This is a genomic window from Dactylosporangium thailandense, assembly GCF_059739745.1.
In genome coordinates this window covers 3,345,519-3,368,580 of sequence record NZ_AP029195.1, presented here as the reverse complement: position 1 = coordinate 3,368,580, position 23,062 = coordinate 3,345,519, and the positions used below count along the sequence as shown (strand labels likewise).

At 74.5% G+C, this 23,062-nt stretch carries 22 protein-coding genes; 11 read left to right on the top strand and 11 right to left on the bottom strand.

Annotation, left to right across the window (positions count from 1 at the left end; all coding sequences use genetic code 11):
• Positions 1 to 43: 43 nt before the first annotated feature.
• Positions 44 to 817 carry an NAD(P)H-binding protein gene (locus tag AC6JBM_RS15185; RefSeq protein WP_497984261.1) on the top strand — a complete coding sequence of 258 codons (774 nt, stop codon included), beginning with the start codon at positions 44 to 46 and terminating at the stop codon, positions 815 to 817.
• Here AC6JBM_RS15185 and AC6JBM_RS15180 read toward each other — a convergent pair.
• Positions 798 to 1,565, bottom strand: coding sequence for a class I SAM-dependent methyltransferase (locus AC6JBM_RS15180; protein ID WP_497984260.1), 768 nt, complete (start codon positions 1,563 to 1,565; stop codon positions 798 to 800). The two genes, AC6JBM_RS15185 and AC6JBM_RS15180, sit on opposite strands and share 20 nt — an antisense overlap.
• The gene (locus AC6JBM_RS15175) at positions 1,562 to 2,080 is read right to left on the bottom strand and encodes a GNAT family N-acetyltransferase (RefSeq protein ID WP_497984259.1); all 519 of its coding nucleotides are present in this window, start codon (positions 2,078 to 2,080) and stop codon (positions 1,562 to 1,564) included. Before AC6JBM_RS15175 ends, AC6JBM_RS15180 begins: the two co-directional genes overlap by 4 nt.
• A 36-nt stretch (positions 2,081 to 2,116) precedes the next feature.
• Here AC6JBM_RS15175 and AC6JBM_RS15170 point away from each other — a divergent pair, with 36 nt between their 5' ends.
• From AC6JBM_RS15170 to AC6JBM_RS15160, 3 genes are all read left to right on the top strand, one after another.
• Positions 2,117 to 2,686: a hypothetical protein gene (locus tag AC6JBM_RS15170; protein WP_497984258.1), complete on the top strand. Its 570-nt coding sequence runs from the start codon at positions 2,117 to 2,119 to the stop codon at positions 2,684 to 2,686.
• 50 nt (positions 2,687 to 2,736) lie between these two features.
• The gene (locus tag AC6JBM_RS15165; RefSeq protein WP_497984257.1) at positions 2,737 to 3,777 is read left to right on the top strand and encodes a serine hydrolase domain-containing protein; all 1,041 of its coding nucleotides are present in this window, start codon (positions 2,737 to 2,739) and stop codon (positions 3,775 to 3,777) included.
• A gap of 128 nt (positions 3,778 to 3,905) precedes the next feature.
• Positions 3,906 to 4,763 carry a flagellin N-terminal helical domain-containing protein gene (locus tag AC6JBM_RS15160; RefSeq protein ID WP_497984256.1) on the top strand — a complete coding sequence of 286 codons (858 nt, stop codon included), beginning with the start codon at positions 3,906 to 3,908 and terminating at the stop codon, positions 4,761 to 4,763.
• Between the two features lie 101 nt (positions 4,764 to 4,864).
• Here AC6JBM_RS15160 and AC6JBM_RS15155 read toward each other — a convergent pair whose 3' ends face one another.
• Positions 4,865 to 5,722, bottom strand: coding sequence for a DNA-3-methyladenine glycosylase family protein (locus AC6JBM_RS15155; protein WP_497984255.1), 858 nt, complete (start codon positions 5,720 to 5,722; stop codon positions 4,865 to 4,867).
• Positions 5,723 to 5,786: 64 nt separating this feature from the next.
• On the opposite strand from AC6JBM_RS15155, the gene AC6JBM_RS15150 reads away from it, so the two are divergent.
• Entirely contained in the window at positions 5,787 to 6,770 is a 984-nt protein-coding gene (locus tag AC6JBM_RS15150; protein ID WP_497984254.1) for a helix-turn-helix transcriptional regulator, read from the top strand.
• Positions 6,771 to 6,774: 4 nt separating this feature from the next.
• Positions 6,775 to 6,957 carry a hypothetical protein gene (locus tag AC6JBM_RS15145; protein WP_497984253.1) on the top strand — a complete coding sequence of 61 codons (183 nt, stop codon included), beginning with the start codon at positions 6,775 to 6,777 and terminating at the stop codon, positions 6,955 to 6,957.
• A gap of 151 nt (positions 6,958 to 7,108) precedes the next feature.
• On the opposite strand, the gene AC6JBM_RS15140 is transcribed toward AC6JBM_RS15145, so the two are convergent.
• Both AC6JBM_RS15140 and AC6JBM_RS15135 read right to left on the bottom strand, forming a co-directional pair.
• Positions 7,109 to 7,474, bottom strand: coding sequence for a VOC family protein (locus AC6JBM_RS15140; RefSeq protein ID WP_497984252.1), 366 nt, complete (start codon positions 7,472 to 7,474; stop codon positions 7,109 to 7,111).
• Between the two features lie 73 nt (positions 7,475 to 7,547).
• On the bottom strand, positions 7,548 to 8,126 hold the full coding sequence (locus AC6JBM_RS15135; RefSeq protein ID WP_497984251.1) for an adenylate kinase: 579 nt from the start codon (positions 8,124 to 8,126) through the stop codon (positions 7,548 to 7,550).
• A 162-nt stretch (positions 8,127 to 8,288) separates the two neighbouring features.
• Here AC6JBM_RS15135 and AC6JBM_RS15130 point away from each other — a divergent pair, with 162 nt between their 5' ends.
• From AC6JBM_RS15130 to AC6JBM_RS15115, 4 genes are all read left to right on the top strand, one after another.
• Positions 8,289 to 8,864 carry a carboxymuconolactone decarboxylase family protein gene (locus AC6JBM_RS15130; RefSeq protein ID WP_497984250.1) on the top strand — a complete coding sequence of 192 codons (576 nt, stop codon included), beginning with the start codon at positions 8,289 to 8,291 and terminating at the stop codon, positions 8,862 to 8,864.
• Between the two features lie 4 nt (positions 8,865 to 8,868).
• A complete protein-coding gene (locus tag AC6JBM_RS15125) occupies positions 8,869 to 11,313 on the top strand; it encodes a helix-turn-helix transcriptional regulator (RefSeq protein WP_497984249.1) in 2,445 nt (814 codons plus the stop codon).
• A gap of 537 nt (positions 11,314 to 11,850) precedes the next feature.
• Complete coding sequence (locus AC6JBM_RS15120; RefSeq protein WP_497984248.1) at positions 11,851 to 12,399, top strand: carbohydrate-binding protein; 549 nt, start codon at positions 11,851 to 11,853, stop codon at positions 12,397 to 12,399.
• Between the two features lie 116 nt (positions 12,400 to 12,515).
• Positions 12,516 to 13,001 carry a hypothetical protein gene (locus AC6JBM_RS15115; RefSeq protein ID WP_497984247.1) on the top strand — a complete coding sequence of 162 codons (486 nt, stop codon included), beginning with the start codon at positions 12,516 to 12,518 and terminating at the stop codon, positions 12,999 to 13,001.
• A gap of 58 nt (positions 13,002 to 13,059) precedes the next feature.
• Here AC6JBM_RS15115 and AC6JBM_RS15110 read toward each other — a convergent pair whose 3' ends face one another.
• The 6 genes from AC6JBM_RS15110 to aceA all read right to left on the bottom strand — a co-directional run bounded on the left by AC6JBM_RS15110 (position 13,060) and on the right by aceA (position 21,476).
• Entirely contained in the window at positions 13,060 to 14,511 is a 1,452-nt protein-coding gene (locus tag AC6JBM_RS15110; protein ID WP_497984246.1) for a carbohydrate-binding protein, read from the bottom strand.
• Between the two features lie 76 nt (positions 14,512 to 14,587).
• Positions 14,588 to 15,151 (bottom strand): HAD domain-containing protein, encoded by a 564-nt coding sequence (locus AC6JBM_RS15105; RefSeq protein ID WP_497984245.1) that lies wholly within the window; start codon positions 15,149 to 15,151, stop codon positions 14,588 to 14,590.
• Positions 15,148 to 16,860 carry an ABC transporter ATP-binding protein gene (locus AC6JBM_RS15100; protein WP_497984244.1) on the bottom strand — a complete coding sequence of 571 codons (1,713 nt, stop codon included), beginning with the start codon at positions 16,858 to 16,860 and terminating at the stop codon, positions 15,148 to 15,150. The genes AC6JBM_RS15105 and AC6JBM_RS15100 overlap by 4 nt, the downstream gene beginning before the upstream one ends.
• Positions 16,857 to 18,521, bottom strand: a complete 1,665-nt coding sequence (locus AC6JBM_RS15095; protein WP_497984243.1) for an ABC transporter transmembrane domain-containing protein — start codon at positions 18,519 to 18,521, stop codon at positions 16,857 to 16,859. Before AC6JBM_RS15095 ends, AC6JBM_RS15100 begins: the two co-directional genes overlap by 4 nt.
• Positions 18,522 to 18,639: 118 nt before the next feature.
• Positions 18,640 to 20,211: a malate synthase A gene (aceB, locus tag AC6JBM_RS15090; protein WP_497984242.1), complete on the bottom strand. Its 1,572-nt coding sequence runs from the start codon at positions 20,209 to 20,211 to the stop codon at positions 18,640 to 18,642.
• Positions 20,208 to 21,476, bottom strand: coding sequence for an isocitrate lyase (gene aceA, locus AC6JBM_RS15085; protein ID WP_497984241.1), 1,269 nt, complete (start codon positions 21,474 to 21,476; stop codon positions 20,208 to 20,210). The genes aceB and aceA overlap by 4 nt, the downstream gene beginning before the upstream one ends.
• Before the next feature lie 162 nt (positions 21,477 to 21,638).
• Here aceA and AC6JBM_RS15080 point away from each other — a divergent pair, with 162 nt between their 5' ends.
• The gene (locus tag AC6JBM_RS15080; protein WP_497984240.1) at positions 21,639 to 23,021 is read left to right on the top strand and encodes a short-chain fatty acyl-CoA regulator family protein; all 1,383 of its coding nucleotides are present in this window, start codon (positions 21,639 to 21,641) and stop codon (positions 23,019 to 23,021) included.
• Positions 23,022 to 23,062: the final 41 nt, after the last annotated feature.

The window sequence follows — 23,062 nt, the reverse complement described above, 5'->3', positions numbered from 1 at the left end:
GGCAGGTGCGAAAACGCGTTGACAGCCATGTGAATCTTGGCGGGTGGCTACGGACTTGATCGCGGTGACCGGCGCGACGGGCGCACTGGGCCGGCTGGTGCTGGCGGAACTGCTGGAGCGCGTCCCGCCCTCGCGGGTCGTCGCCGTGGTGCGCGACCCCGGCCGGGTCGACGGGGTCGAGGCCCGCCACGGCGACTACGACGAGCCGGAGTCGCTGCGGCGCGCCTTCGAGGGCGTGGACCGGCTGCTGCTCATCTCCTCCCCCGAGCTCGACTCGGCACGCCGGGTGGCCCAGCACCGCAACGCGATCGAGGCCGCCTCCGGCGTCGGGCTGCTCGCGTACACGAGCTTCGTCGGCGCCGACGAGCCCGGCCCGGGCGTGACCGAGGCGCACCACGCGACGGAGGCGGCGATCCGCGAGAGCGGGCTGCCGTACACGATGCTGCGCAACCCCTTCTACACCGAGGCCTTCGTCCACCCGGGCCTGCTGTCCCTGGACGAGCTGACCAGCGGCACCGGCGGCCGCGGCCTGAACACCGCGACCCGCGCCGACCTGGCCGCGGCCGCCGCGGCCGTGCTGAGCACCGGCGGCCACGAGCGCCGGGCCTACGACCTCACCGGTCCACTGTGGACCTACCCCGGGCTCGCGGGCCTGCTCGGCGTGGCGTACCGCGAGGATCCCCCGCCCGGCCCGATGGCGTACCTGCACGGCCTGGCGAAGGCGGGCCGGCTGGAGCGGCAGACCGGCGACCTCGAGTCGCTGCTCGGCCGCGCGCCGGCCGGCATCGCCGAGGTGCTCAGGGCCGCCAGACGATGAGGTCCGGCGGGCCCATGCGCTCGGCGAACCGGCCCTCCGGGGAGGTCTCGGCCAGCAGCCGGCGCAGGTCCGCCTCGAAGGCGCCGAGCCGGTCGCCGAACAGCGGCGGGGCCGAGCTCGACAGCGAGAACACCGCCGAGACCAGCTCGTCCGCGCAGCGCTCCACGACCTCGCCCGGCCACGGGGCGAGGCGGACCGGGCCGCGATAGCCCGCGGCGCGCATCACGTCCTCCTCGCCCGAGCGGGTCGGGCGGCGCGGGCCGGCGTAGGAGCGCACGAGCGCGTCGATCGCGTCCCAGGGCGGCCGGGGCAGGTGCAGCTCCTCGGGGCCGTCCACGCCGCGGTGGGTCTGGCCGCCGACGTGCACCCAGGCGCCGTGCGGGTCCAGCATCGCGCGGACGCGGGCGGCCACCAGCGGCTGGTCCATCCAGTGGAAGGACTGCGCGAAGGTCACCAGCCGGAAGGTGCCCAGGCCGGCGGGCAGGTCCTCGCCGCGCAGGACGTGCCACTCGATGTGCGGGGCGCGGCGGGCCGCCACGGCGATCATGTCCGGGTCGGCGTCGACCCCGACGGCGGCGGCGAACAGCGGGGCCAGCAGGGTCGTCAGCGAGCCCGGGCCGCAGCCGACGTCGAGCAGGCGGCCGGTGCCGTCGAGGCCGAGCTCGTCGCGCAGGGCCGTCGCGAACTCGGCCGGATACGGCCGGCGTCCAACCGGGTAGTGCTCGGCCGCGCCGGCGAACAGGCTCACGCCACCTTCTTGACGAGCGTCTCGAAGGCGAGGTCGGGGCGCCGGGGCACGCCGAAGCGCTCGTCGCCGTACGGGAACGGGCTGATCTCCCCCGTCCGGCTGTACCCGCGCCGCTCGTACCAGGCGATCAGCTCGTCACGCTGCACGATCACCGTCATGCGCACCTCCGCCGCGTCCCAGGCGTCGCGGGCGTGGCGCTCGGCCTCGGCCAGCAGGGCCGCGCCGAAGCCGCCGCGCTGGCGGGCCGGGTCCACGGCGAACATGCCGAAGTAGGCGTACCCGTCCCGCCGCTCCAGCTGCCCGCAGGCCACGACGGCATCGCCGTCCAGGTTGAGCAGCACGATGCTGTCGGGCCCGGCGATCGCGGCCGCGACCATGGCCGGGTCCGTGCGCTGCCCGTCGAGCAGGTCGGCCTCGGTGGTCCAGCCGGCGCGGCTGGCGTCGCCGCGATAGGCGGACTGCACGAGCTCGACGATTGCGGACACGTCGGCGGAGTCGGCTACGCGAAAGGTCACACCCCATCATGGTCCGCCGCCCGGTACCGTGACCCGGTGGGGTACGAGCTGCACATCGCCCGAGTCATCCCCTGGATCTACTGCCATCGGTTCCCGATCGGCCGCCACGAGGTGCGGGCGCTGCTCGACGCCGAGGACTGGCTGCGGTACGACGACGGCCGCCTCTGCGCCAAGGACCCCGGGGAAGCCCGGGTGCGCCGGATGCTCGCCATCGCCGCCGAGCTCGACGCCTGGCTGCTGGGCGACGGCGACACGATCTTCGGGGTCGCCGGCGACCGGGTCGTCGAGCGCGAGGCCACCCACGCGGACCTGCCCTTCCCGCGCACGTTCGTCGCCGCCGAGGCCCCGATCACGGCCGCGCGCTGGGCCGAGGTCGTCGCGGCCGAGCCCGACCTCGAGTGGCGCACGCGCATCCGGGCCCAGGTCCCGTCGGGCGCGACCTGGATCGACTGCCCCGCGGTGGCCTGCTGGACCGGGCACCCCTCCGGCGAGCCGGTGCCGTTCTTCCACTCCGAGTACGAGTCCGCGGTCGAGGTCTGGCGGCCCGACTCCGCCACGCTCACGCGGGTGGAGGCGCTGGAGGTACGGCTAGCCCTACCTTCGTGAAACATGGTGGCGGGATCGATTCGGGTGCCGCCGCGGTTCAGGCTGGTGGCATGCGGGAGACGATCGCCGTCGCCGAACGGCACGAGCTGCACACGATGCTGCGGGACGCGCTCGAGGACCTGTGCCGGCTCGGCGCCACGGGGGCGCAGGGGCAGGTGCACGACCGCGGGCGGGACGTGTCCGCACAGTCCGGGGCGGGCATGCCGGCCGCGGGACGGTTCCGGATCGGCTGCACGACGGCGGCGTTCACGGCCGTGGTCGTCCTGCAGCTGGCCGCCGAGGGCCGCCTGTCGCTCGACGACACCGTCGCCTCGCACCTGCCGGGCCTTAGCCTGGACGCGACCATCACCGTGCGGGACCTGCTGCGGCACACCAGCGGCCGGCCCGACTACCTCGGCGCGATCGCGGCCGGCCCCCGGCTCGCGCACCGCGAGCCCGAGGAGCTCGTCGCGCTGAGCCGGGGGCCGCGGACCGAGGGGTGGTCGTACTCCAACACGAACTACGTCCTCGCCGGCCTCGTGGTGCGGGCGGTCACCGGGCGCTCCTGGGCCGAGCAGGTGCGCAACCGCGTCGCCCGGCCGCTCGGGCTGCGCGACACCTACTACCCGTACGACCACCCGTCGCTGCCGCGCTCCTCCGCCCGCGCCTACCAGCAGCAGTGGCCGGGCGGCCCGCTGGTCGACGTCACCGAGCTGAACCCGACCGCCCTGGACGCGGCCGGGGGCCTGGTGAGCACCACCGCCGACCTGACCCGGTTCTGGTGCGCGCTGCGCCGCGGGGAGCTGCTCGGCCCGGACGGGCTCGCCGAGCTGGACCGGGTCGTGCCGGCGGAGACGTACCAGCAGGTGCGCCCCGGCCTCGGGTTCGGGCTGGGTGTGTTCCGGGTGCCGTCGCGCTCGGGCGGGTTCTGGGCGCACCCGGGTGCCGCGCCGGGAACCGCCTCCTGCAACGGCGTGAACGACGACGGGTCGCGCTGCGTCGTGCTGTACCGCACCACGACCCCGGCCGACCCCGGGCTCCGGGCGGCCATGGACGCGCGGGCGCTGCGGCTCGTCGAGGACGTCCTGGACGCGCCCGCGGCGCTCGGCTGACCCGCGATCCTGTCATCCGATCGGGCAGTTCCGCCGCCGAGTCCTCAGCCCCGGGGCCGGGCGGGCGATGGCACTGGCAACGGCGGCCAAGGACGGCCACCGGCCTGACCCGATCCAAGGAGGACATCATGGGTCTTCGCATCAACAACAACATCGCCGCGCAGAACGCGTACCGGAACCTGTCGGTCACCGACAGCCAGATGAGCAAGTCGCTGGAGAAGCTGTCGTCCGGCTACCGGATCAACCGGGCCGCGGACGACGCGGCCGGCCTCTCCATCAGCGAGGGCCTGCGCTCCCAGATCGGCGGCCTCAAGGTCGCCGTGCGCAACGCCCAGGACGGCATCTCCGTCGTGCAGACCGCTGAAGGCGCGCTCACCGAGACGCACTCGATCCTGCAGCGCATGCGTGACCTGTCGGTGCAGGCCTCCTCCACCGGTTCGCAGGACTCCGACGCCCGGGCCGCCGCGCAGACCGAGTTCTCGCAGCTGGGCCAGGAGCTGGACCGCATCGCCTCGACCACGGCGTTCGGCGGCCAGAAGCTGCTGGACAGCAGCAGCGCCTACAACGGCACCTTCCAGGTCGGCGCGAACGGCTCATCGTCCGACCAGATCGCCGTCAACCTCGGCACCGCCGCGTTCGGCAGCGTCACCGGCGTGACCGGGTTCGACTCGGCCGGCCTCGGCCTGGCCTCGCTCGACCTCACCACGTCCGGCACCGCCGCGATCGACGCCATCGACACCGCGATCAAGGGCGTCTCCACCGCCCGCGCCACCCTCGGTGCCTACCAGAACCGCTTCGAGCACACCATCAACAACCTCAACGTCGCCGTCGAGAACCTGTCCGCCTCGGAGTCGCGCATCCGCGACACCGACATGGCCCAGGAGATGGTGTCGTACACCCGCTCGCAGATCCTGACCCAGGCCGGCACCAGCATGCTGGCCCAGGCCAACCAGGCACCCCAGAACGTGCTGTCCCTGCTGCGCTGATCCTGCGCGGGTGGGCGGCGGGGAGCGGACAGCGGCGTCCGCTCCCCGCCGCGGTCGTTCAAGTACGAAGCCCTTGGCTGCTGCTGAGCATCGTCCAACTTTCATGCGCCGCGCGACTGTGCGCGGCGCTCGTTCGCGTGCACGAGCACCGAGCACCACATGCGGTAGGGCCGCCACGGTTCGGCGATCCGGAGCATCTCGGCGTCGGTGGGGTCGTGGCTCAGGCCGTACAACCGCCGGATCCCGGACCTGGTGAACCCCTCGGCGGGGACGGCGTCGGCGCGGCCGGCCCCGCGCAGCACGATCCCGGTGGCGAAGAAGTCGCCGATCCCCCGCAGCCGCTTCACGTCCGCGTAGGCCTCGGCGAGCGGCAGCGCCCGCAGCCGGGCGCGGTCGAGGCGCCCGTCGAGCGCGGCGTCGGCGATCCCGTGCAGCCGCGCGACCTTCTCCGCGTCCACGCCCGGCAGCTCGGCCAGGCCGCGCAGCACCTGCGGCGCCGGGAACGCGTGCACGACCCGGCCGCCGGCCTCGATCGCCGTCCCGTGCTCGCGGGCGATGCGGGCGCGGATGGCCCGCTGCTGGGTGACGCGCATCCGGTGGCCGATGACGAACGCGCAGGCCGCCTCGTACGGCGAGTGGAACAGCACCGGCCGCAGGTACGCGTGCTCGCGCTGCAGCGCGCCGATGACCGGGTCGCGCTCGCCGACCGCGGCCCAGCCCCCGCCGTCCTCGTCGAGCGAGAGCGTGGCGAGCGCCTGCTCCCAGGCCCCGGCCGGGCCGGCCACCTCGCCGGTGACCGCGTCGCCGTCCTGGCGCAGCAGCACCGCGGCCGAGTCCGCCCAGCCCTCGACCGGGAACGCCATGAGGATCGAGCGCGGGTCGTCCGCGGGCCGCACCCAGCCGCCGAAGAACTCCTGTTGCCGGGCCATGTCGTAGGGCCCCGTGATGCGTGTGTGCATGCCGCCGATCCTGCGGCCCGAAACACGACACGTGTTGTCATGTTTTCGGCGGTACCGTGTGATCATGCGCGGCGACCGTCTCCTCTCGCTCGTCCTGCTCCTGCAGGCGCGGCCCGGCGCGGCCGCCCCGGACCTGGCCGAGCGCCTGGGCGTCTCGGTCCGCACGGTGCTGCGCGACGTCGAGGCGCTCAGCGGCGCGGGCATCCCGGTCTACACCGAGCGCGGGCGCAACGGCGGGATCCGGCTCCTGGACACCTACCGGGCGGGCCTCGCGCACCTGAGCCGGGCCGAGGGCGCGGGCCTGGCCGTCGGGCAGGCGCGCCTCGCCGGTGACCTGGGCCTGGGCGACGCCCTCGACACCGCGCTGGAGAAGCTGACCGGGGCCGGCGGCGGGGCGCTGCGCGGCGGCCTGGCCGACGGCCGCAGCCACGTGCTCGTCGACGTCGACCCGTGGATGCGCTCCAGCGAGCCGGTCCCGCACCTGCCGGCCATCCACGAGGCACTGCTTCGGGGACGCCGGATCGAGGTGGTGTACCGCGACAGCGAGGGCGACCGCACCCGCCGCACGGTCGACCCGGCGGGCCTGGTGGCCAAGGCCGGCGTGTGGTACCTGGTGACCGCCGAGCCCGCCCTGCTGCGCGTCGCCCGCGTCGAGTCCTGCACCGTCCGGCCCGAGCCGGCCGCCCGCCCCGACGGCTTCGACCTGCCCGCGACGTGGGCCGCGCTGCGCTCCGGCGTCGAGTCCCGTCCGCGGGAGCTGCACGTCGTCGCCGAGGCGCACCCGGCCGCGGCCGCCCTCGCGCGCCGGGTGCTGGCCCGGCACCTGACCGGCGGCTCCGGCACGCGCCTGGAGCTGTCGTTCCACGGGGTCGAGCACGCGGTCGGCAGCCTGCTCGGGCTGGGCACCCGGGTGGAGGTGCGCTCGCCCGCACCGGTCCGCGCGGCGCTGCGCGAGGCGGCCCTGGCCGTCGCGGCCCTGTATTCCGCACAGGATTCCTTACAGGACGAGAACGCCCATTGTGCCCGCGGCGGCGGTGGAGCAGGCTGAGCGCATGCGCTGGGTCTTCGTCGTCGTGGGCGTGCTCGCTCTGCTGGCCGGGATCGTGTGGACGCTGCAGGGGCTCGACGTGCTGGGCGGCAGCTCCATGAGCGGCTCGGCGCGGTGGGCGGTGATCGGCCCGATCGTCGCGGTGGTGGGCCTGGTGCTGCTCCTGCGCGGCGCCCGCCGCCGGTAGTCAGCCGGTGCCGCGCGGGCTCAGCCCCGCGGCGCGGTACACCGCGTCGATCACCGTCATCGTGCGCACCGAGTCCTCCTGATGTGTCTAGGTCGCGTCGCCGGGGACCCGTTCGTCGCCGCGCCGAGGATCCCGATGCGCAGCAGGCGGCTCACGGCCGCTGCTCGACCAGGCCCACGAGGTTGCCCTCGCTGTCCTCCACGAACGCCTGCCACTCCGCGGTGCCGGCCGGGCCGAGGGTGTCGTCGGCGTGGGTGAAGATGACGTGCGGCTCGGAGCGCACGACGGCGCCGGCGGCGCGCAGCCGCGCCACGGTGCCCTCGATGTCGTCGACGGCGAGGTAGAGCAGGGCCGCGGGGGCGTCGCGATCGAGCAGCAGCCGCGTGCCGCCCAGGTCGAAGAAGACCAGCCCGGGCGGGTCGAACGCGGCGACCGGCCCGGCGCCGAGCAGTTCGGCGTACCACCGGGTGGCCCGCCCGAGGTCCTCGGCCCGCTGTGCGATCTGCACCAGCCTCATGCGCGCAGTATCACACGGCCGCATGCCGGACGGCCCCCGGCGAAACCCAGCGAAACCCGGCGCGATGGCGGCGTCAGGCTCCGGCGCGGGCCTCCAGGGCCGCGAGCACGTCGGCGCTCACGGCCTCGACCGAGCGGGTCGCGTCGACGTCGAGCAGGATGCCGCGCCGCGCGTAGAAGGTCAGGACCGGCGCCGTGACCTCGCGGTAGAGCTTGAGGCGCTGGCGGATCACGGGCTCGGTGTCGTCGGCGCGATGCTCGACGACGGCCCGCTTCAGCAGGCGGCGCATCAGCTCGTCGTCGTCCGCGCGCAGGTGCAGGGCGACGTCCGCGGTCATGCCGAGGGAGCGGGCCACGCGGTACGCCGCCAGCGCCTGCGCCATCGTGCGCGGGATGCCGTCGAGGACGTAGCCGCCGCCCGCCGCCCGGGCCTCCTCGAGGCCCTGGCGCAGCAGGTCGAGGACGACCTCGTCGGGGACCAGCTCGCCCCGGCCGAGCAGCGGCTCGACCCGCCGGCCGAGGTCGGTGCCCTCGGCCACGTTGCGGCGCAGCAGGTCGCCGATGGCGACACGTTGGATGTGGAAGTGCTCCGCGATCACGGCGCCCTGCGTGCCCTTGCCCGCGCCCGGCGGCGCCACCATCAACACCCGCACGCGCCGACCCTAACGCACGTCAGCGCCCGGGGCGATGCGGCGACGCCGCGGTGCGCGCCGCCCGCCGGTGCGCGACGGGCCGGCGCCGGTACGACGCGGGGATCCCCAACATGGGTAGCTTCACCCATGCGGGGCCCCGCGGCGCGCCCTAGCGTTCCCGGCATGTCCTACCTCGCCGAACCGCCCGAGTCCGACCCGGACGTCGAGCTGCTCTTCGCCGCCGACCGGCACCGCCTCGGCTACGTGGCCAACTACACCCGCGCCCTCGCGTGGCGCCCGGCCGCCGTCGCCGCGTGGGCCGCGCTCAACGGGGCGATCAAGTCCACGATGGACCTGCGCCGCTACGAGCTGGCCACCCTCGCCGCGGCCCGGCGGCTCGGCTCGCGGTACTGCAGCCTCGCCCACGGCGCCTTCCTGCGCGAGCACTTCTACGACACCGAGACGGTGACCCGGATCGCCGGCGACCGCGCCGCCGCGGGCCTGTCGGCGGCCGACGCCGCGGTGATGGACTTCGCCGAGCGGGTCGCGGCCGACCCGAACGGCATCACCGCCGAGGAGGTCGAGGTGCTGCGCGGACACGGCCTCAGCGACCCGGAGATCCTCGACGTGGCCCTGACCGCGGCCGCGCGCTGCTTCTTCAGCACCGTGATCGCGGCGGTCGGGGCGCGCCCGGACCCGGCCTACGAGACCGCCCTGGAGCCCGAGCTGCGGCGGGCCCTGACGGGGTCTTTAGATTGATGGGGTGCATCTCATCGGTCGCGATCGCGAACTGGCCCTCCTGAACCAGGCCTGGCAGGCCGCCGGGGCCCGGCCCGGGGTGGTCCTCGTCGAGGGCGCCGCGGGCATCGGCAAGTCCGCGCTCGTGACCGCGTTCACCGCGACCGCCGGCGCGACCGTCCTGGTCGGCGAGGCCCCCACGCTCGGCGGCGATGCCCAGCCCTACGCGCCGTTGCTGGCCGCGCTCGGCGACTTCGAGCCGTCGAGGGCGGCCGCCCTGGCGCGGATCGAGGCGGCCGCGCCGGTGGTGCTCGTGCTCGAGGACCTCGACCGCGCCGACCAGGCCAGCCGGGAGCTGCTGGCCTACCTCGCGGCGGCGCTGAGCCGGCCCGGGGTGCTGGTGATCGCCACGTACGGCGGCCCCGCCGACGACGTGCCCGGCGCCGAGCGCATCCCGCTCGGCCCGCTCGGCGACGAGGACGCTCAGGAGCTGCTGGGCCACCCCGACGCGGACCGCGTCGGGCGGGCCGCCGGCAACCCGCTGCGGCTGCTGGCCGAGCCGCTGCTGGACCCGTTCCGCGCGCTGCCGCCGGAGAGCCGCGCCGCCGTCCGGGTCGCCGCCGTCCTCGGCCGCGCCGCCGACCCGGCCCTGTTGCAGCGGATCGTCGGCGCGCCCGGCGAGCGCCTGCGCCCCGCCGTCGAGGCCGGGCTGCTCGAGGGCGAGTACCGGTTCCGGCACGAGCTCATCCGCGAGGCCGTGTACGAGGACCTGCGCCCGGCCGAGCGCGCCCGGCTGCACCGCCTCGCCGCCGACGCGATCACCGCCTCGCTCGGCTTCCGCCCGGCCGACGCCGCGCTCGTCGAGCTCGCCGAGCACTGGCACGCGGCCGGCGACGTGGACCGGGCCTTCGACGCCGCCTGGCGCGCCGCGGCCGTCGCCCGCACCGCGCACGCGGGCCGGCTGCGCATGCTCGAACGGGTCGCGGCCACCTGGGGCCAGGTCTTCGACCCCGAGTTCCGCACCCGCACCGACCGGGTGGCCGTGCTCATGGCCGCCGCCGTCGCCGCCCTGCACGCCGCCGCCCTGCACGCCGGCGCCCTCGACCGAGGGCTCGCGCTGATCGCCGAGGCGCTCGCCGACACCCGCGACCCGGCCCGCATCGCGCCGCTGCTCGAGACGCGCAGCCACCTGCTGGAGCGCGGCGGTGCCGACGGCATCGAGGACCTTCGCGCCGCCCTGGCCCAGCAGCCCCGCAACCACCGCATCCGGGCCACACTCGCGAGCCGGCTGGAGGCGCTGGGCCGCTCCCCCGAGGCCCACGCCCTCGCCGAGGACGCCGCGCGCGACCGGGACCCGGCCGTGCGCGCCCTCGCCCTCGTCACCCTCGCGGCCGAGGCGAGCGACCCCGGCCCGGGCGCCGACCCGGGGACCAGCGGCTCCCGCATCGCGGTGAGCCGGGCCCGGGAGGCGATCGGGCTCGCCCGCGAGGCCGGCGACGACGACACCGAGCTGCTCGGCCGGGTCGTGGAGGCGAGCGCGCTCGAGGCCGCCGGCGAGTCCCGGGCCGCCGCCGAGGCGGCCGAGGCCGGGCTGGCGACCGCCCGGCGCACCGGGTCCCGGCCGCTGCGCGAGGCCATGCTCGCCGCCGCGCTCACGGCGTCGCTCACCTCGCTCGGCGAGTGGCCGCGGGCCCGCGCGGTCGCCGAGGCGGCCCTCGCCTCGTCGCCGCCGCCGTTGTACCGCGCGGTGCTCACCGTCGCCGCCGGCCGCCTCGACGCGCTCGAGGGCGACCGCGAGCGCGCCGAGGACGCCGCGCGCACCGCCGAGGAGCTGCTGGGCGAGCGCTACACGGGCCGGCAGTTCCTGATCCCGCTGTGGGAGCTGCGCACCCTGCTCGGCCAGGACGCACCGCTGGACGACCGGCAGATCCCCGCCCACCCCGCGCTGGCCTGGTCCCTGCTGCTCGCCCAGCCCGAGCCGGACCGCCGCTACGCCCAGCGGCTGCCGGTCAACGGGCCGGCCCAGCGGGCCGCGAGCCTGACCGTCGCCCGCCGGTGGGACGAGGCGATCGCCGCCTGGCGGGCCGCCGGCCAGCCGTATCGGGTCGCGCAGACCCTGGTGCGGGCCGGGCGCGCCGCGCGCGACAAGTCCACCGCGGTCGCCTGGGCCCGCGAGGCCGGCGCGATCGCGCACCGGCTCGGCGCCCGGCCCCTCGCCGAGCAGGCCGCGGCGCTGCAGAAGAGCGGCCGGCTGGAGCCCGGCGCCGCCCGGCTCACCGACCGCGAGCTGGAGGTGCTGCGGCTCATGGCCGGGGGCCGCACCAACCGGCAGATCGCCGAGGCGCTGTCCATCGCCGTCAAGACGGCGGGCGTGCACGTCACGAACATCCTGTCGAAGCTCGGCGTGAACTCGCGCACCGACGCCGCGACCGTCGCCCGCCGCCGCGGGCTGCTCGACGCCCAGCCGTAGCGAACCTCGTGCCGAAAACGTTTTCGGCGCTCACAGTGCACTCCATCGCATCGACAGACGGCGATCCCGCTGCGTGCGTCCGGGCCCCGCCATGGACGACGCAGGGCATCCACGCGACGCAGAGCGTGCTGGACTCCGCGCCGACGACCACCTCGGGCGGCGACTACGTCTACGCCCCGACCGCACTGCCCGGCGGCAGCGCCTGCATCGAGCTGACCACCGCGTACACGCCCAGCGGCCCCGACCTGTGGGCGTGGGACTGGTGCGGCGGCCGCGACGGGGTCGGCAAGCTCACCCCGATGGACGCGACCTTCCTGAACACGTACACGACCACGGTCAACGGCCGGCGCGCCTACGGCATGGACGAGCACAAGACGTCGACGACGAGCAATACCTGGACGGTGTACCTCTACAACTACGTCACCCACGCCTGGGACACGTACTTCACCAGCTCCGGGGCCTTCGATCTGCCGCAGTTCAACCGGCGCCGGCTACTACTGCCCGACGTTCGCCGGCCGCGGCTCCGAGAGCAGCGGCGTGCAGGTCTCGGTGAACGGCGCCTGGGTCGCGGCCACCGCGTCGAACACCTCGACCACCCACCGCACCATCCCGCCCGGCAGCGCGTACGACTGCCCGGCCCTGTCGTTCTCGATGGTCAGCGCCAACGACCACTGGCTCGCGCAGATCGGCGGCACCCAGCCCTCCGGCGGCTCGTACGAGGCCGAGTCGCCCGCGAACACCCTCACCGGCCAGGCCTCGGTGCGCTCCTCGGCCGGGGCCTCGGGCGGCGCGCTCGTCGGCTACGTCGGCAACGGCTCGGCGAACGCGCTGCGGTTCAACAACGTCACCGCGGCCGCCGCCGGCAGCCGGACGGTGCGCGTCTACTACGCCGCCGGCTCGGCGCGCTCGGTGACGCTGACCGTCAACGGCACGACGGGCCCGACGGTGAGCACGCCGTCCACCGGCGGCTGGGACACGGTCGGCTCCGTCACCGCCACGGTGACCCTGAACGCCGGGGCCAACACGATCCAGCTCGGCAACACCACCGGCTGGGCGCCCGACATCGACCGGATCGTCGTGTCCTGATCGAGCACCGCTCAGCAGACCCTGGTCAAGGCCGCCGGCACGTTGTCGGCGGCCTCGGCCCAGGTTGTTCCGCGCTTGACCCCCGCGCCGTTGCGGCGCGGCGCTAGTCTGCGGCCATGTTCGTCCGCGAACGTCAGACCACGCCGGCCGGCTCGGCCGCGCTGATCCTGCTGGTGCTGCTCACCCCGGTCGTGGCGCTGGGCCTGGTGCTCACCGGCGTGCGCTACGTGATGCACCTGAGCGCCGTCCACGAGGCGAGCGACGGCATCTGCGGCGCCGAGCCGGGCAGGACCCTGGTCGGCCCGCTCTCCCCCTACGGCCGGATCAGCCGGTGCGAGGTGCTCGACCACGGCGCCGACGCGTGGGGCGACCGGGACGGCAGCGTGAGCGTCCTACTCACCACGGACCAGGGCCTGGTGGCGCTGCGCATCGACTACGCGGACCTGGGCGGCGCCCGCTGGTATCGCGCCGAGGGCCACGAGCTCGAGGCGGCCGACGCCCCGGGCGTGCACGGCGCGACGCAACACCGCCTGGCCGAGGACATCCGGTCCCGGGGCGGCGTGCGGGCCAGGCCCTGGACCCTGAGCGCCGGCGACGGCTGAGCCGCCCGGGCGCACCGGGCCGGGGACCGGCGCCGCAGCGCCGGCCCCCGGTGCGATCTCAGCCGGTGAAGGTGGCCGTGATCTGGGTGAACTGCCAGTTGTTCTGCGAGATGCCGCTGCAGTTGGACACCACGCCGCCACCCGGGCAGGGCCGGTCACGGTTGACCGACCAGAACGCCAGGCGGGCGAGGTGGTTGTTCTGGGCGTAGTCGCGGATCTGCTGCCACTGCGCCGGCGAGGTGTTCTCCTGCTGGTCGGACAGGCCGTTCATGCCGGAGATGCCCATGTGCTTGTAGGCCGTGGCGTCGTCCCACCCGAAGGCGGACTTGAGCATGGTCTTGAGGCCCTCGGAAGCACTCACCGTGCTCTGGTACATGTTCGCGCCGCCGCCGAAGTCGAACGGCATGATGGTGAACACGTCGATGTTGGCGCCCGTCGACGCGGCGCGGCTGATGAGCTGCTGCGCGTAGTAGCCGGGGCCGGTGGTCGCCGTGCCGAAGGTGACGATCGTCTTGATCGACGGGTTGTTCTGCTTGACGATCTTGAGCGCGTCGACGATCCGGTTGCGGACCGTGTCGTTCTCGAACTCGTCGGTGTTCTCGATGTCGATGTCGATCGCCTTGAGGCCGTAGGCGTTGATCACCGTCTGGTAGGCGCCGGCCAGGGCCTGCGGGGTGGAGCAGTTCGGGCCGAGCTTGTTGCCGGACCAGCCGCCGAACGAGGGGACGACGTCGCCGCCGCCGGCGCGGATCTGGTTGATCGCGGTCTGGTCCACGCCGCCGGTGAGCGGCCGGCTGCCGTCCCACGCCGGGTTGCAGCCGCCGCTGGACAGGACGAACGCCATCGTGAACCACTTGATGCCGGTCGCCGACTGCACGGTCTGCGGGTTCGGCGGGTCGCCCCAGCCCATGTACAGGTACGGCGCCGCGGTGCCGCCGCCGGTCGTGGTGCCGCCGGTCGTGGTGCCGGTGACGCTGTTCGACGCCCCGGACTCACCCTGGGCGTTGTACGCCTTGACCGTGTACGTGTGCGTGGAGCCCGCGGTCAGGCCCGAGACCGTGGTGCTGGTCCCGGTGACCGTGGCCTTCACCGTGGTGCCCTCGTAGACGCGGTACCCGGTCACGGTGCCGGTGGAGGCGTTCCACGCGAGCGCGAGGCTGGTGTTGGTCGTGGCGGTGATCCGCAGGTTACCCGGGGCGGACGGCACGCCCGACGGCGTGGTGGGCGGGGGTGTGGTCGGGCCGCCGCCGCAGGTGCCGAGGTCCTTCCACAGCGACGGCGTGGCCGCCGGGTTCCAGCCGGTGCCCGGGTAGGCGGTGTGCGTCTGCAGGGCCTGGTACGTGTGACCCTGGTACGTGACCTGGGTGCCGACGGTGTACGTGTTGCCCTCGGCCCAGTTCGGGGCGGTACACGCGGCGAGGGCCACGGTGCTGGCGGCCTCCGCCTGGAGCATGGGCACGAGGAAGAGGGTCGCCGCGATGGTCAGTGCCGCGCCCCCTGCCAGGGCCAATCTACGACGTCGAGTTCTCAATGGAGCTCCTCACCATCGATGGATCGATGGTGAGGAACGCTAGCAGTTAACATTATTAAATGTAAGAGTCGGGAGCCGCGGATGCCGCGTCCCGGCGGCGCCGCGCCCTCCTCGCACGCGCGAACGCCTCGATGCGGTCGAGGTCCCGGGGCCGCAGACCGCGGCGAGGGTGCGGCCGGATCAGCAGGCCGCCGCCCCCGGTCAGCTCGTCGAACACCGCCCCCGCGCGAGGCACCGCGGTGTCGTCCGTCCAGACGAGCCGGCGGCCGCCGGCGACGACCCGCCGGGCGGCGGCCAGCTTCACGGCATCGGTGTCGTCCACGCCGTCCAGCGCGCCGGCGCCGAGCGCCCGCCCGAACGCCGGCAGCCCGAACAACCGCTCCAGCGCGTCGGCGTCCGCGCACCACGTCGTGCACCACCGCACCTCGACCAGGCCCTCGCCGTGCAGCCGGCGAACCCGGTCGATCAGCCCGGGCGCCCAGCGCATCGGCCAGTCGGCGCCCTCGGAACGCGCGGTCCCGCGGGACAGCCGCGCACCCCAGGCCGGACGGCGCGTGTTGATCACCCCGTCGACGTCGAGCAGCCACACCGGCACCCGGCGCACCGGACCGCCCGTCACCCGCCGTGCCACTGCCGCCAGAGCCGGGCGTACGGCCCGTCGTGCGCGATCAGCTCGTCGTGGGTGCCCACCTCGATGATCCGCCCGGCGTCCATGACCGCGATCCGATCGGCGTCGTGGGCCGTCTGCAGGCGGTGGGCGATGGCGATCACCGTGCGATTGTGCAGCACCGCGGCCAGCGCCCGCTCCGCCGCCCGGGCCGCCCGCGGGTCGAGCAGCGCGGTCGCCTCGTCCAGGATCACCGTGTGCGGGTCGGCGAGCAGCACCCGCGCGAGCGCCAGCTGCTGCGCCTGGGCACCGGTCGGCGGGTGCTCGCCGAGGTCGGCGTCCAGGTCGTCGGCCCAGTCCGCGCCGACCGTGCGCAGCGCCGCGGCGAGGCGCTCGTCCGGCGCCGGCACGATCAGGTTGTCCCGGACCGTCTCGCGGAAGACGTGGTGCTCCTGCGTCACCAGGACCACCTGCCGGCGCAGCAGATCCGGCGGCAGGTCGGCCACCGCGACCCCGCCGACGGTGAGGGTGCCGGTGCGGGGACGGTCCACGCCGGCCAGCAGCCGGCCCAGGGTGGACTTGCCGGCCCCGGAGAGGCCGACGATCGCCAGCCGCTCGCCGGGCTGGACCGTGAGATCCACGTCGTGCAGCACGTCCGGGCCGCCGGGGTACGCGTAGCTGACGCCGCGCACCTCGATCCGGTCGCCGTCCGGGACCGCCGCGGCCGTCGCCGGCTCGGCGGGCACGGCGGCCAGCCCCTCGACCCGGGCGAACGACGCGCCGCTGCTCTGCAGCTGCTCCAGCCAGATCAGGATGGTGTCCATCGGCCCGATCAGCTGGCGCAGGTACAGGGTGGCCGCGACGACCGTGCCGAGCGTGACGCGGCCATCGCGCTGCAGCAGGCCGCCGATCAGCAGCACCAGGACGACCGGGATGTTGTAGGAGCCCTCGGCGGCCGGGAAGTACACCGAGCGCAGTCGCAGGGTGGACAACCGGCTACGCCTGGTCCGGGCGATCGCGGCCCGGCCCACCGCCAGCCGGGACCGGTGCAGGCGGAAGGCCTCGATGGTGCGGGCCCCGGCGGTGGTCGCGGCCAGCTCCTCCGCCAGCTCCGAGTTCGCGGCCCCCTCCTCCAGGTACGCCCCGCGGGCCCGGCGCAGGTACCACCGGCCGGTGACCACGATGCCGGACAGCCCGAGCAGGCCGGCCACGCCGAGCAGCGGGTCGAGCACGAGCACCGCCGCGACCAGGAACAGCGCCTGCACGCCGGCCACGAACACGCCCGGCAGCACGTCGCGCAGCGTGCCGGCGACCGCGTCCACGTCGGTCGTGCCGCGGGCGGCCAGGTCGCCGGGCGGCACCCGCTCGATCACCGAGGCGGGCAGGTGCAGCGCGCGGCTCAGGAAGCCGACCCGGATGCGGGCCGCGGTGCGCTCGCCGAAGCGGTACCCGAGCAGCAGCGCCGTCCGCGCGAGCACCGTCTGGGCCAGCGCGCACAGCACGACGGCGCCGGCCAGCAGGTCGATCCGGGCCGCGGCGCCCGGCCCGGTGACCGCGTCGACGATCCGGCCCAGCAGGTACGGCGCGCCGAGGGCGGCCACCGCCGCCAGCACGTTCAGCAGGAGGATGCCGGCGGCGGCCCACCGGTCGGCGGCGATCAGCCGCGCGGCGGCCCGGGCGACCTGGCGGCCGTCCGCGATCGGCAGCGCCGGGGTGCTCACGAGGCCTCCGGTGCCGCGGCGAAGGTCCGGTTCACCAGGTCGCGGTAGCCGGGTTCGCGCTCCAGCAGCTCGCGGTGCGTTCCGGAGGCGGCGACGCGGCCGTCGACGAGGTAGAGCACGACGTCGGCCCGGTCCAGCAGCACCGGCGACGTGGTGGACAGCAGGGTGCCCCGCCCGGCGCGGGCCGCGGCGAGCCGCTCGGCGACCGCCGCCTCGGTGTGCGCGTCCACCGCCGAGGTGGGGTCGGTCGCGAGCAGCATCTCCGGGTCGGCGGCGAGCGCGCGGGCCAGCCGGACCCGCTGCCGCTGGCCACCGGAGAGGTTGCGGCCGTCGCGCTCGACGCGGTGGTCCAGCCCGGCGATGTCGGTCGCCACCGCCGCGCCGATCGCCCGGCGGATCGCGTCGTCGCCGGCCCCGGTGCAGCCCGCGACCACGTCGCGCAGCGTCCCGGCGAAGAGGTCGGCGTCGTGGTCGGCGACCAGGATCCGCTCGCGAACCGCGGGCTTCGCGACCTCGGCGATGCGGTAGGAGCCCCAGGAGGCGGCGGTCGGCGCGTACCGGCCGAGCCGGTCGATGATCGCGGCCGCGTCGTGCGGACGGGCCGAGGCCAGCATGGTCAGCCGGCCCGGCTCGGCGACCACGCCGGACTCGGGGTCGTGCAGGAGCGCCGGTCCGCTCGGGGCGGTGCCGCCGCCCGGCTCCTCGACGGGCAGCCGGAGGAACGCGATGATCCGCCGGGCGGCGATCACCCCGCGGCTGACGTCGCCCGCGCTGAAGATCAGCATCCAGGTGGGCACGACGAGGATCGCCACGTACCCGTAGACCGCGACCAGCTCGCCGACGGTGAGCTCGCCGCGGACCGTCAGCCGGGCCGCCAGCCAGGTCACCGCGGCCAGAAAGATCGTCGGAAGGCCGTCGCCCAGCGCGGAGATCCAGCTCAGCGCGCCGCCCATCCGGTACCCCTCGGCCCGCACGGCCTCCGACTGCGCGGCGTACCGGCGCAGGTGGGCGTCCTTGCCGCCGAGCCCGTTGAGGATGCGCAGGCCGCCGAGCACGTCGACCAGCCGCGTGGCCAGCCGGCCCTGCCGCTCGCGGTACTCGCCGCCGGCGGTGTTGAGCCGCCGCAGCAGCGGCCCGAGCACCAGCGCGAGCACCGCCACCCCGGCCGCCACCACCAGGGCGATCATCCCGGACACCCGCACGAGCAGCGTCATCACGACCGCGTAGGCGACGACCGCGCCCACGCCCGGCCCGGTCACGGTCAGCGCCCGCGCGACCAGCCACACGTCCCCGATGCCGATGGTGACCACCTCGCCCGCGGTGATCCGGCGGGGCAGCGCGGCCCCGAGCTCCACCCCGTGCGCCATGACCGCGTCCGCCGTGCGCAGCGCACCGTCCAGCCGGATGTTGGTCATGGTCCGGTGGCGCAGGATGCCGAGCACCGCGTTCGCCACCCCCACCGCGAAGATGGCGCCGGCCCAGACGAGCAGCGGGCCGGCCTGCCGCGGGCGCAGGCCGCGGTCAACCGCCTGGGAGATCAGGTACGGCGTGATCGCCAGGCTGAGCATCCACAGCGAGCTCCACAGCGCGCCCAGCGCGATCCGCGGTTTCTGCCGCCATGCCAGCCATCCCAGATACCGTCCCGGCCCCCGTGTCCACATCCGTTCATCATCGCCGATGCGCCACCCGGCGCGGGGGGCTCGAGGCGGCCTTGGGCTCGTCGGAGCCGGGGTTCTGACTGGCTGTCAGAGCCCCGGCGTGACATCCCGTTCCATGGTGTTATGCCGACGGGGCCAGGTGGGCGTACGCGTCCGTGGTGAAGAACGACGGCAGGTGCTCCTCGAGCGCCGTGCGCTCCACGATCCCGGCCGCGGCCAGGGCGCGTTCGAGCTGCGCCCCGGAGCGTCCCTCGCTGAGCGCGGCCAGCTCCTCGGCGAGCAGCGCCCGCACCGTCTCCTCGGTCACCGTGCCGCCGCCGGCCAGCGGGGTGTGGTGATGCAGCCACTGCCACACCTGGCAGCGGGCGATCTCCGCGGTGGCCGCGTCCTCCATGAGGTTCGACAGCGCCACCGCGCCCGTGCCGCCGAGCCAGGCGTCGATGTACCGCAGCGCCACCGAGATGTTCGCGCGCAGCCCGGCCGCGGTGACCTGGCCCGGCGTCTTGTCGACGGCGAGCAGGTCGGTGGCGGTGACGTCGACGTCCTCGCGGAGCACCGAGAGCTGGTTGGGCTGGTCGAAGGCCGCGCGGCAGACGTCCACGAGGCCCGGGTGCGCCACCCAGGAGCCGTCGAACCCGTCGCCCGCCTCGCGCTGCTTGTCGGCCCGCACCTTCGCGGTCGCGGTCTCGTTGACCGCGGCGTCGCGGCTCGGGATGAACGCGGCCATGCCGCCGATGGCGTGGGCGCCGCGCCGGTGGCAGGTGCGCACGAGCAGCTCGGTGTACGCCCGCATGAACGGCACCGTCATCGTGACCTCGGCGCGGTCGGGCAGGACGAAGTCCGACCACTGGCCGAAGTTCTTGATGATGCTGAAGATGTAGTCCCACCGGCCCGCGTTCAGGCCGGCCGAGTGCTCACGCAGCTCGTACAGGATCTCGTCCATCTCGAACGCGGCGGTGATGGTCTCGATGAGCGTCGTCGCGCGGATGGTGCCGCGGGGCAGGCCGAGGTACTCCTGCGCGAACACGAACACGTCGTTCCAGAGCCGCGCCTCGCGATGGTCCTCGAGCTTGGGCAGGTAGAAGTACGGCCCCGAACCGGCGTCCAGCTGGCGCCAGGCGCAGTGGTACAGGTACAACCCGAAATCCACGAGGCTGGCGGAGATCGGGCGGCCGTCGACGACGATCCACTTCTCGACCAGGTGCCAGCCGCGGGGCCGCACCACGATGGTGGCGATCTCGTCGCCGAGCGCGTAACGCTTGCCGCGCTCGTCGGTGAAGTCGAGGTTGCGGTCCAGCGCGTCCATGAGGTTGAGCTGCCCGCCGATGACGTTGTCCCAGGTCGGCGCGGTCGCGTCCTCGAAGTCGGCCAGCCACACCTTGGCGCCGGAGTTGAGCGCGTTGACCGTCATCTTGCGCTCGGGCGGCCCGGTGATCTCGACCCGGCGGTCCTCGAGCCCGGGGGCCGGCGGCGCGACCCGCCACGTGTCGTCCTGCCGGATGCGCGCGGTGTCGGGCCGGAAGTCCGGCAGCTGACCGGCGGCCCAGCGGGCGCGACGGGCGCGGCGGGTGTCCAGCAGCGCGACCCGGCGGGCGGCGAAGCGGTCGTCGAGGGCGACGAGGAACTCCAGCGCACCCGGCGTGAGGACCTCGTCATAGCGATCGGCGAGGACGCCATTGATCTTGTACCTCATGCGAACTGCTCCTGTTCCGTCGACCCGTGCAGCGCGGTGGTCTCGCCGTTGGGGTTGAGCACGGTGCTGATCAGGTCGAAGTAGCCCGTGCCCACCTCGCGCTGGTGCTTGACCGCCGTGTAGCCGTGCGCCTCGGCGGCGAACTCGCGCTCCTGCAGCGCCACGTAGGCCGTCATGCCCTCGTTGGCGTACCCCCGCGCCAGGTCGAACATCGAGTAGTTCAGGGCGTGGAAGCCCGCGAGGGTGATGAACTGGAACTTGTACCCCATGTGGCCGAGCTCGCGCTGGAACTTCGCGATCGTGGCGTCGTCGAGGTGCTTGCGCCAGTTGAACGACGGCGAGCAGTTGTAGGCCAGCATCTGCTCCGGGTGCTCGCGCTTGACGGCCTCGGCGAAGCGCCGCGCGACCTCGAGGTCCGGGGTGCTGGTCTCCATCCAGAGCAGGTCGCTGTACGGCGCGTAGGCGATCCCTCGCGCGATGCACGCGTCCACGCCGTTGCGGCACCGGTAGAAGCCCTCGGCGGTCCGCTCGCCGGTGACGAACGGCTGGTCGCGCTCGTCGATGTCGGTGGTGAGCAGCGTCGCGGCCTGCGCGTCGGTGCGCGCCACGATCAGCGTCGGCACCCCGGCGACGTCGGCGGCCAGCCGCGCGGCCTGCAGGGTGCGGATGTGCTGCCCGGTCGGGATGAGCACCTTGCCGCCGAGGTGGCCGCACTTCTTCTCGGACGCGAGCTGGTCCTCCCAGTGCACGCCGGCCGCGCCCGCGACGATCATGCCGGTCATCAGCTCGTACGCGTTGAGCACCCCGCCGAACCCGGCCTCCGCGTCCGCGACGATCGGGGCGAGCCACTCGGTGTCCGCATCACCCTCGGCGGTGGTGATCTGGGCGGCGCGCAGCAGCGCGTTGTTGATCCGCCGCACGACCGCCGGGACCGAGTTGGCCGGGTAGAGGCTCTGGTCCGGGTAGGTGTGCCCGGAGAGGTTGGCATCGGCCGCGACCTGCCAGCCCGACAGGTAGATGGCCTTGAGACCGGCCCGGACCATCTGCACGGCCTGGTTGCCGGTGAGCGCGCCGAGGGCGTGGATGTAGTCCTCGTCGTGCAGCAGCCGCCAGAGCCGCTCGGAGCCGCGTCTGGCGAGGGTGTGCTCCTCCTGGATCGCGCCCCGCAGCCGCACCACGTCCGCCGCGTCGTAGTCGCGCCGCACGCCCTGCCAGCGGGGGTCGGTGTCCCATTCCTGTCGCAACCGATCAACGGCGTCACTCATGATTCGCTCCCTTGGATGACCGCTGTGTCGTGCCTCTCCGCCCACGGTCACACGGGGTGAACGGGCCGGTCGAGGGGCGGAAAAAGCCAAGTCTTGCCAAGTTTCCGGGCGACTTTGCCAAGTTGCGAAAACACAATTTGACATTGGTGCTATTTGTTGAGGATGGCAAAGGTGTTCGCGGGCGCGCGACTGCGGCGGCTGCGCGAGGAGCACGGGCTGAGCCAGACCGACCTCGCCCGGCACCTGGCCATCTCGCCGAGCTACCTCAACCAGATCGAGCACGACGTGCGGCCGCTGACCGCCCCGGTGCTCATCCGCGCCACCGAGCTCTTCGGCGTCGACCCGGCCGTGTTCGCGCCGCACGACACCCCGCAGCTCGTGGCGGGCCTGCGCGAGGCGCTCGCCGGCACCGGGAGCATCGCCGACCTCAGCGAGCTGGCCACTCGCCTGCCGGAGCTGGCCGAGTCGATCATCGACCTGCATCGGCGGTACCGCCAGGTCTCCGACCAGCTCACGGAGCTCGTCGGCGACCGGGGACCGCTCGGGCGCAGCCCGCACGACCAGGTGACCGAGTTCTTCTACCGCCGCCAGAACTACGTGCCGCAGCTGGACGAGGCCGCCGAGGCGCTCGCCGCGCGGATGGGGCTGCGCCGCGGCGAGGTGCGCCCGGCGCTGCGGGACCGGCTGGCCGAGCGGCACGGGGTGCGCATCGTGCGCGACGACGCCCTCGAGGGGGACCTGCACCGGTACCGGCCGCAGACCCAGACCCTGCATCTCACCAGCGCGCTGCGGGCCGGGCAGGAGGCGATGCGGATGGCGGCCCAGCTGGCGCTCATGGAGTACGCGGACGTCATCGACGAGATCGTCGAGGAGGAGCACTTCGAGGACGTGCAGACGCAGATCCTCACGCGCGTCGGGCTCGCCAACTACTTCGCGGCGGCGCTGATCCTGCCGTACGAGCAGTTCCTGACCGCCGCCGAGTCCCGCCGCTACGACATCGACCTGCTGACCGAGCACTTCGCGATGGGCTGGGAGACCGTCTGCCACCGGCTGAGCACCCTGCAGCGCCCCCGCGCCCGCGGCGTGCCGTTCTCGTTCGTGCGCGTCGACCGCGCCGGCAACATGTCCAAGCGCCAGTCCGCGACGGGCTTCCCGTTCTCGCGCACGGGCGGGACGTGTCCACTGTGGAACGTGTACGAGGCGTTCAGCTCCCCCAGCCGTGCGGTGGTGCAGATCGCGGCGATGCCGGACGGCCAGCGGTACCTGTGGATCGCCCGCACCATCACGCGCCACCACGGCGGCTACGGCCAGCCCGGCAAGGTCTACGCGATCGGCCTGGGCTGCGAGATCCGGCACGCCTCGCGCCTGGTCTACTCCACCGGCATGGACCTGACCGACGGCGCGGCCGCGATGCCGATCGGCCCCGGCTGCCGGACCTGCGAGCGCGCGACGTGCCCGCAGCGGGCCGCGCCGCCGATCAGCCGGCACCTGGACCTCGACGAGAACCGGAGCACGTTCGTGCCGTACCCGCTCAAGGGCCGCTGACCCGGCGCGACCCGGCGACGGCGGCGGCAAGCCCCCGTCGC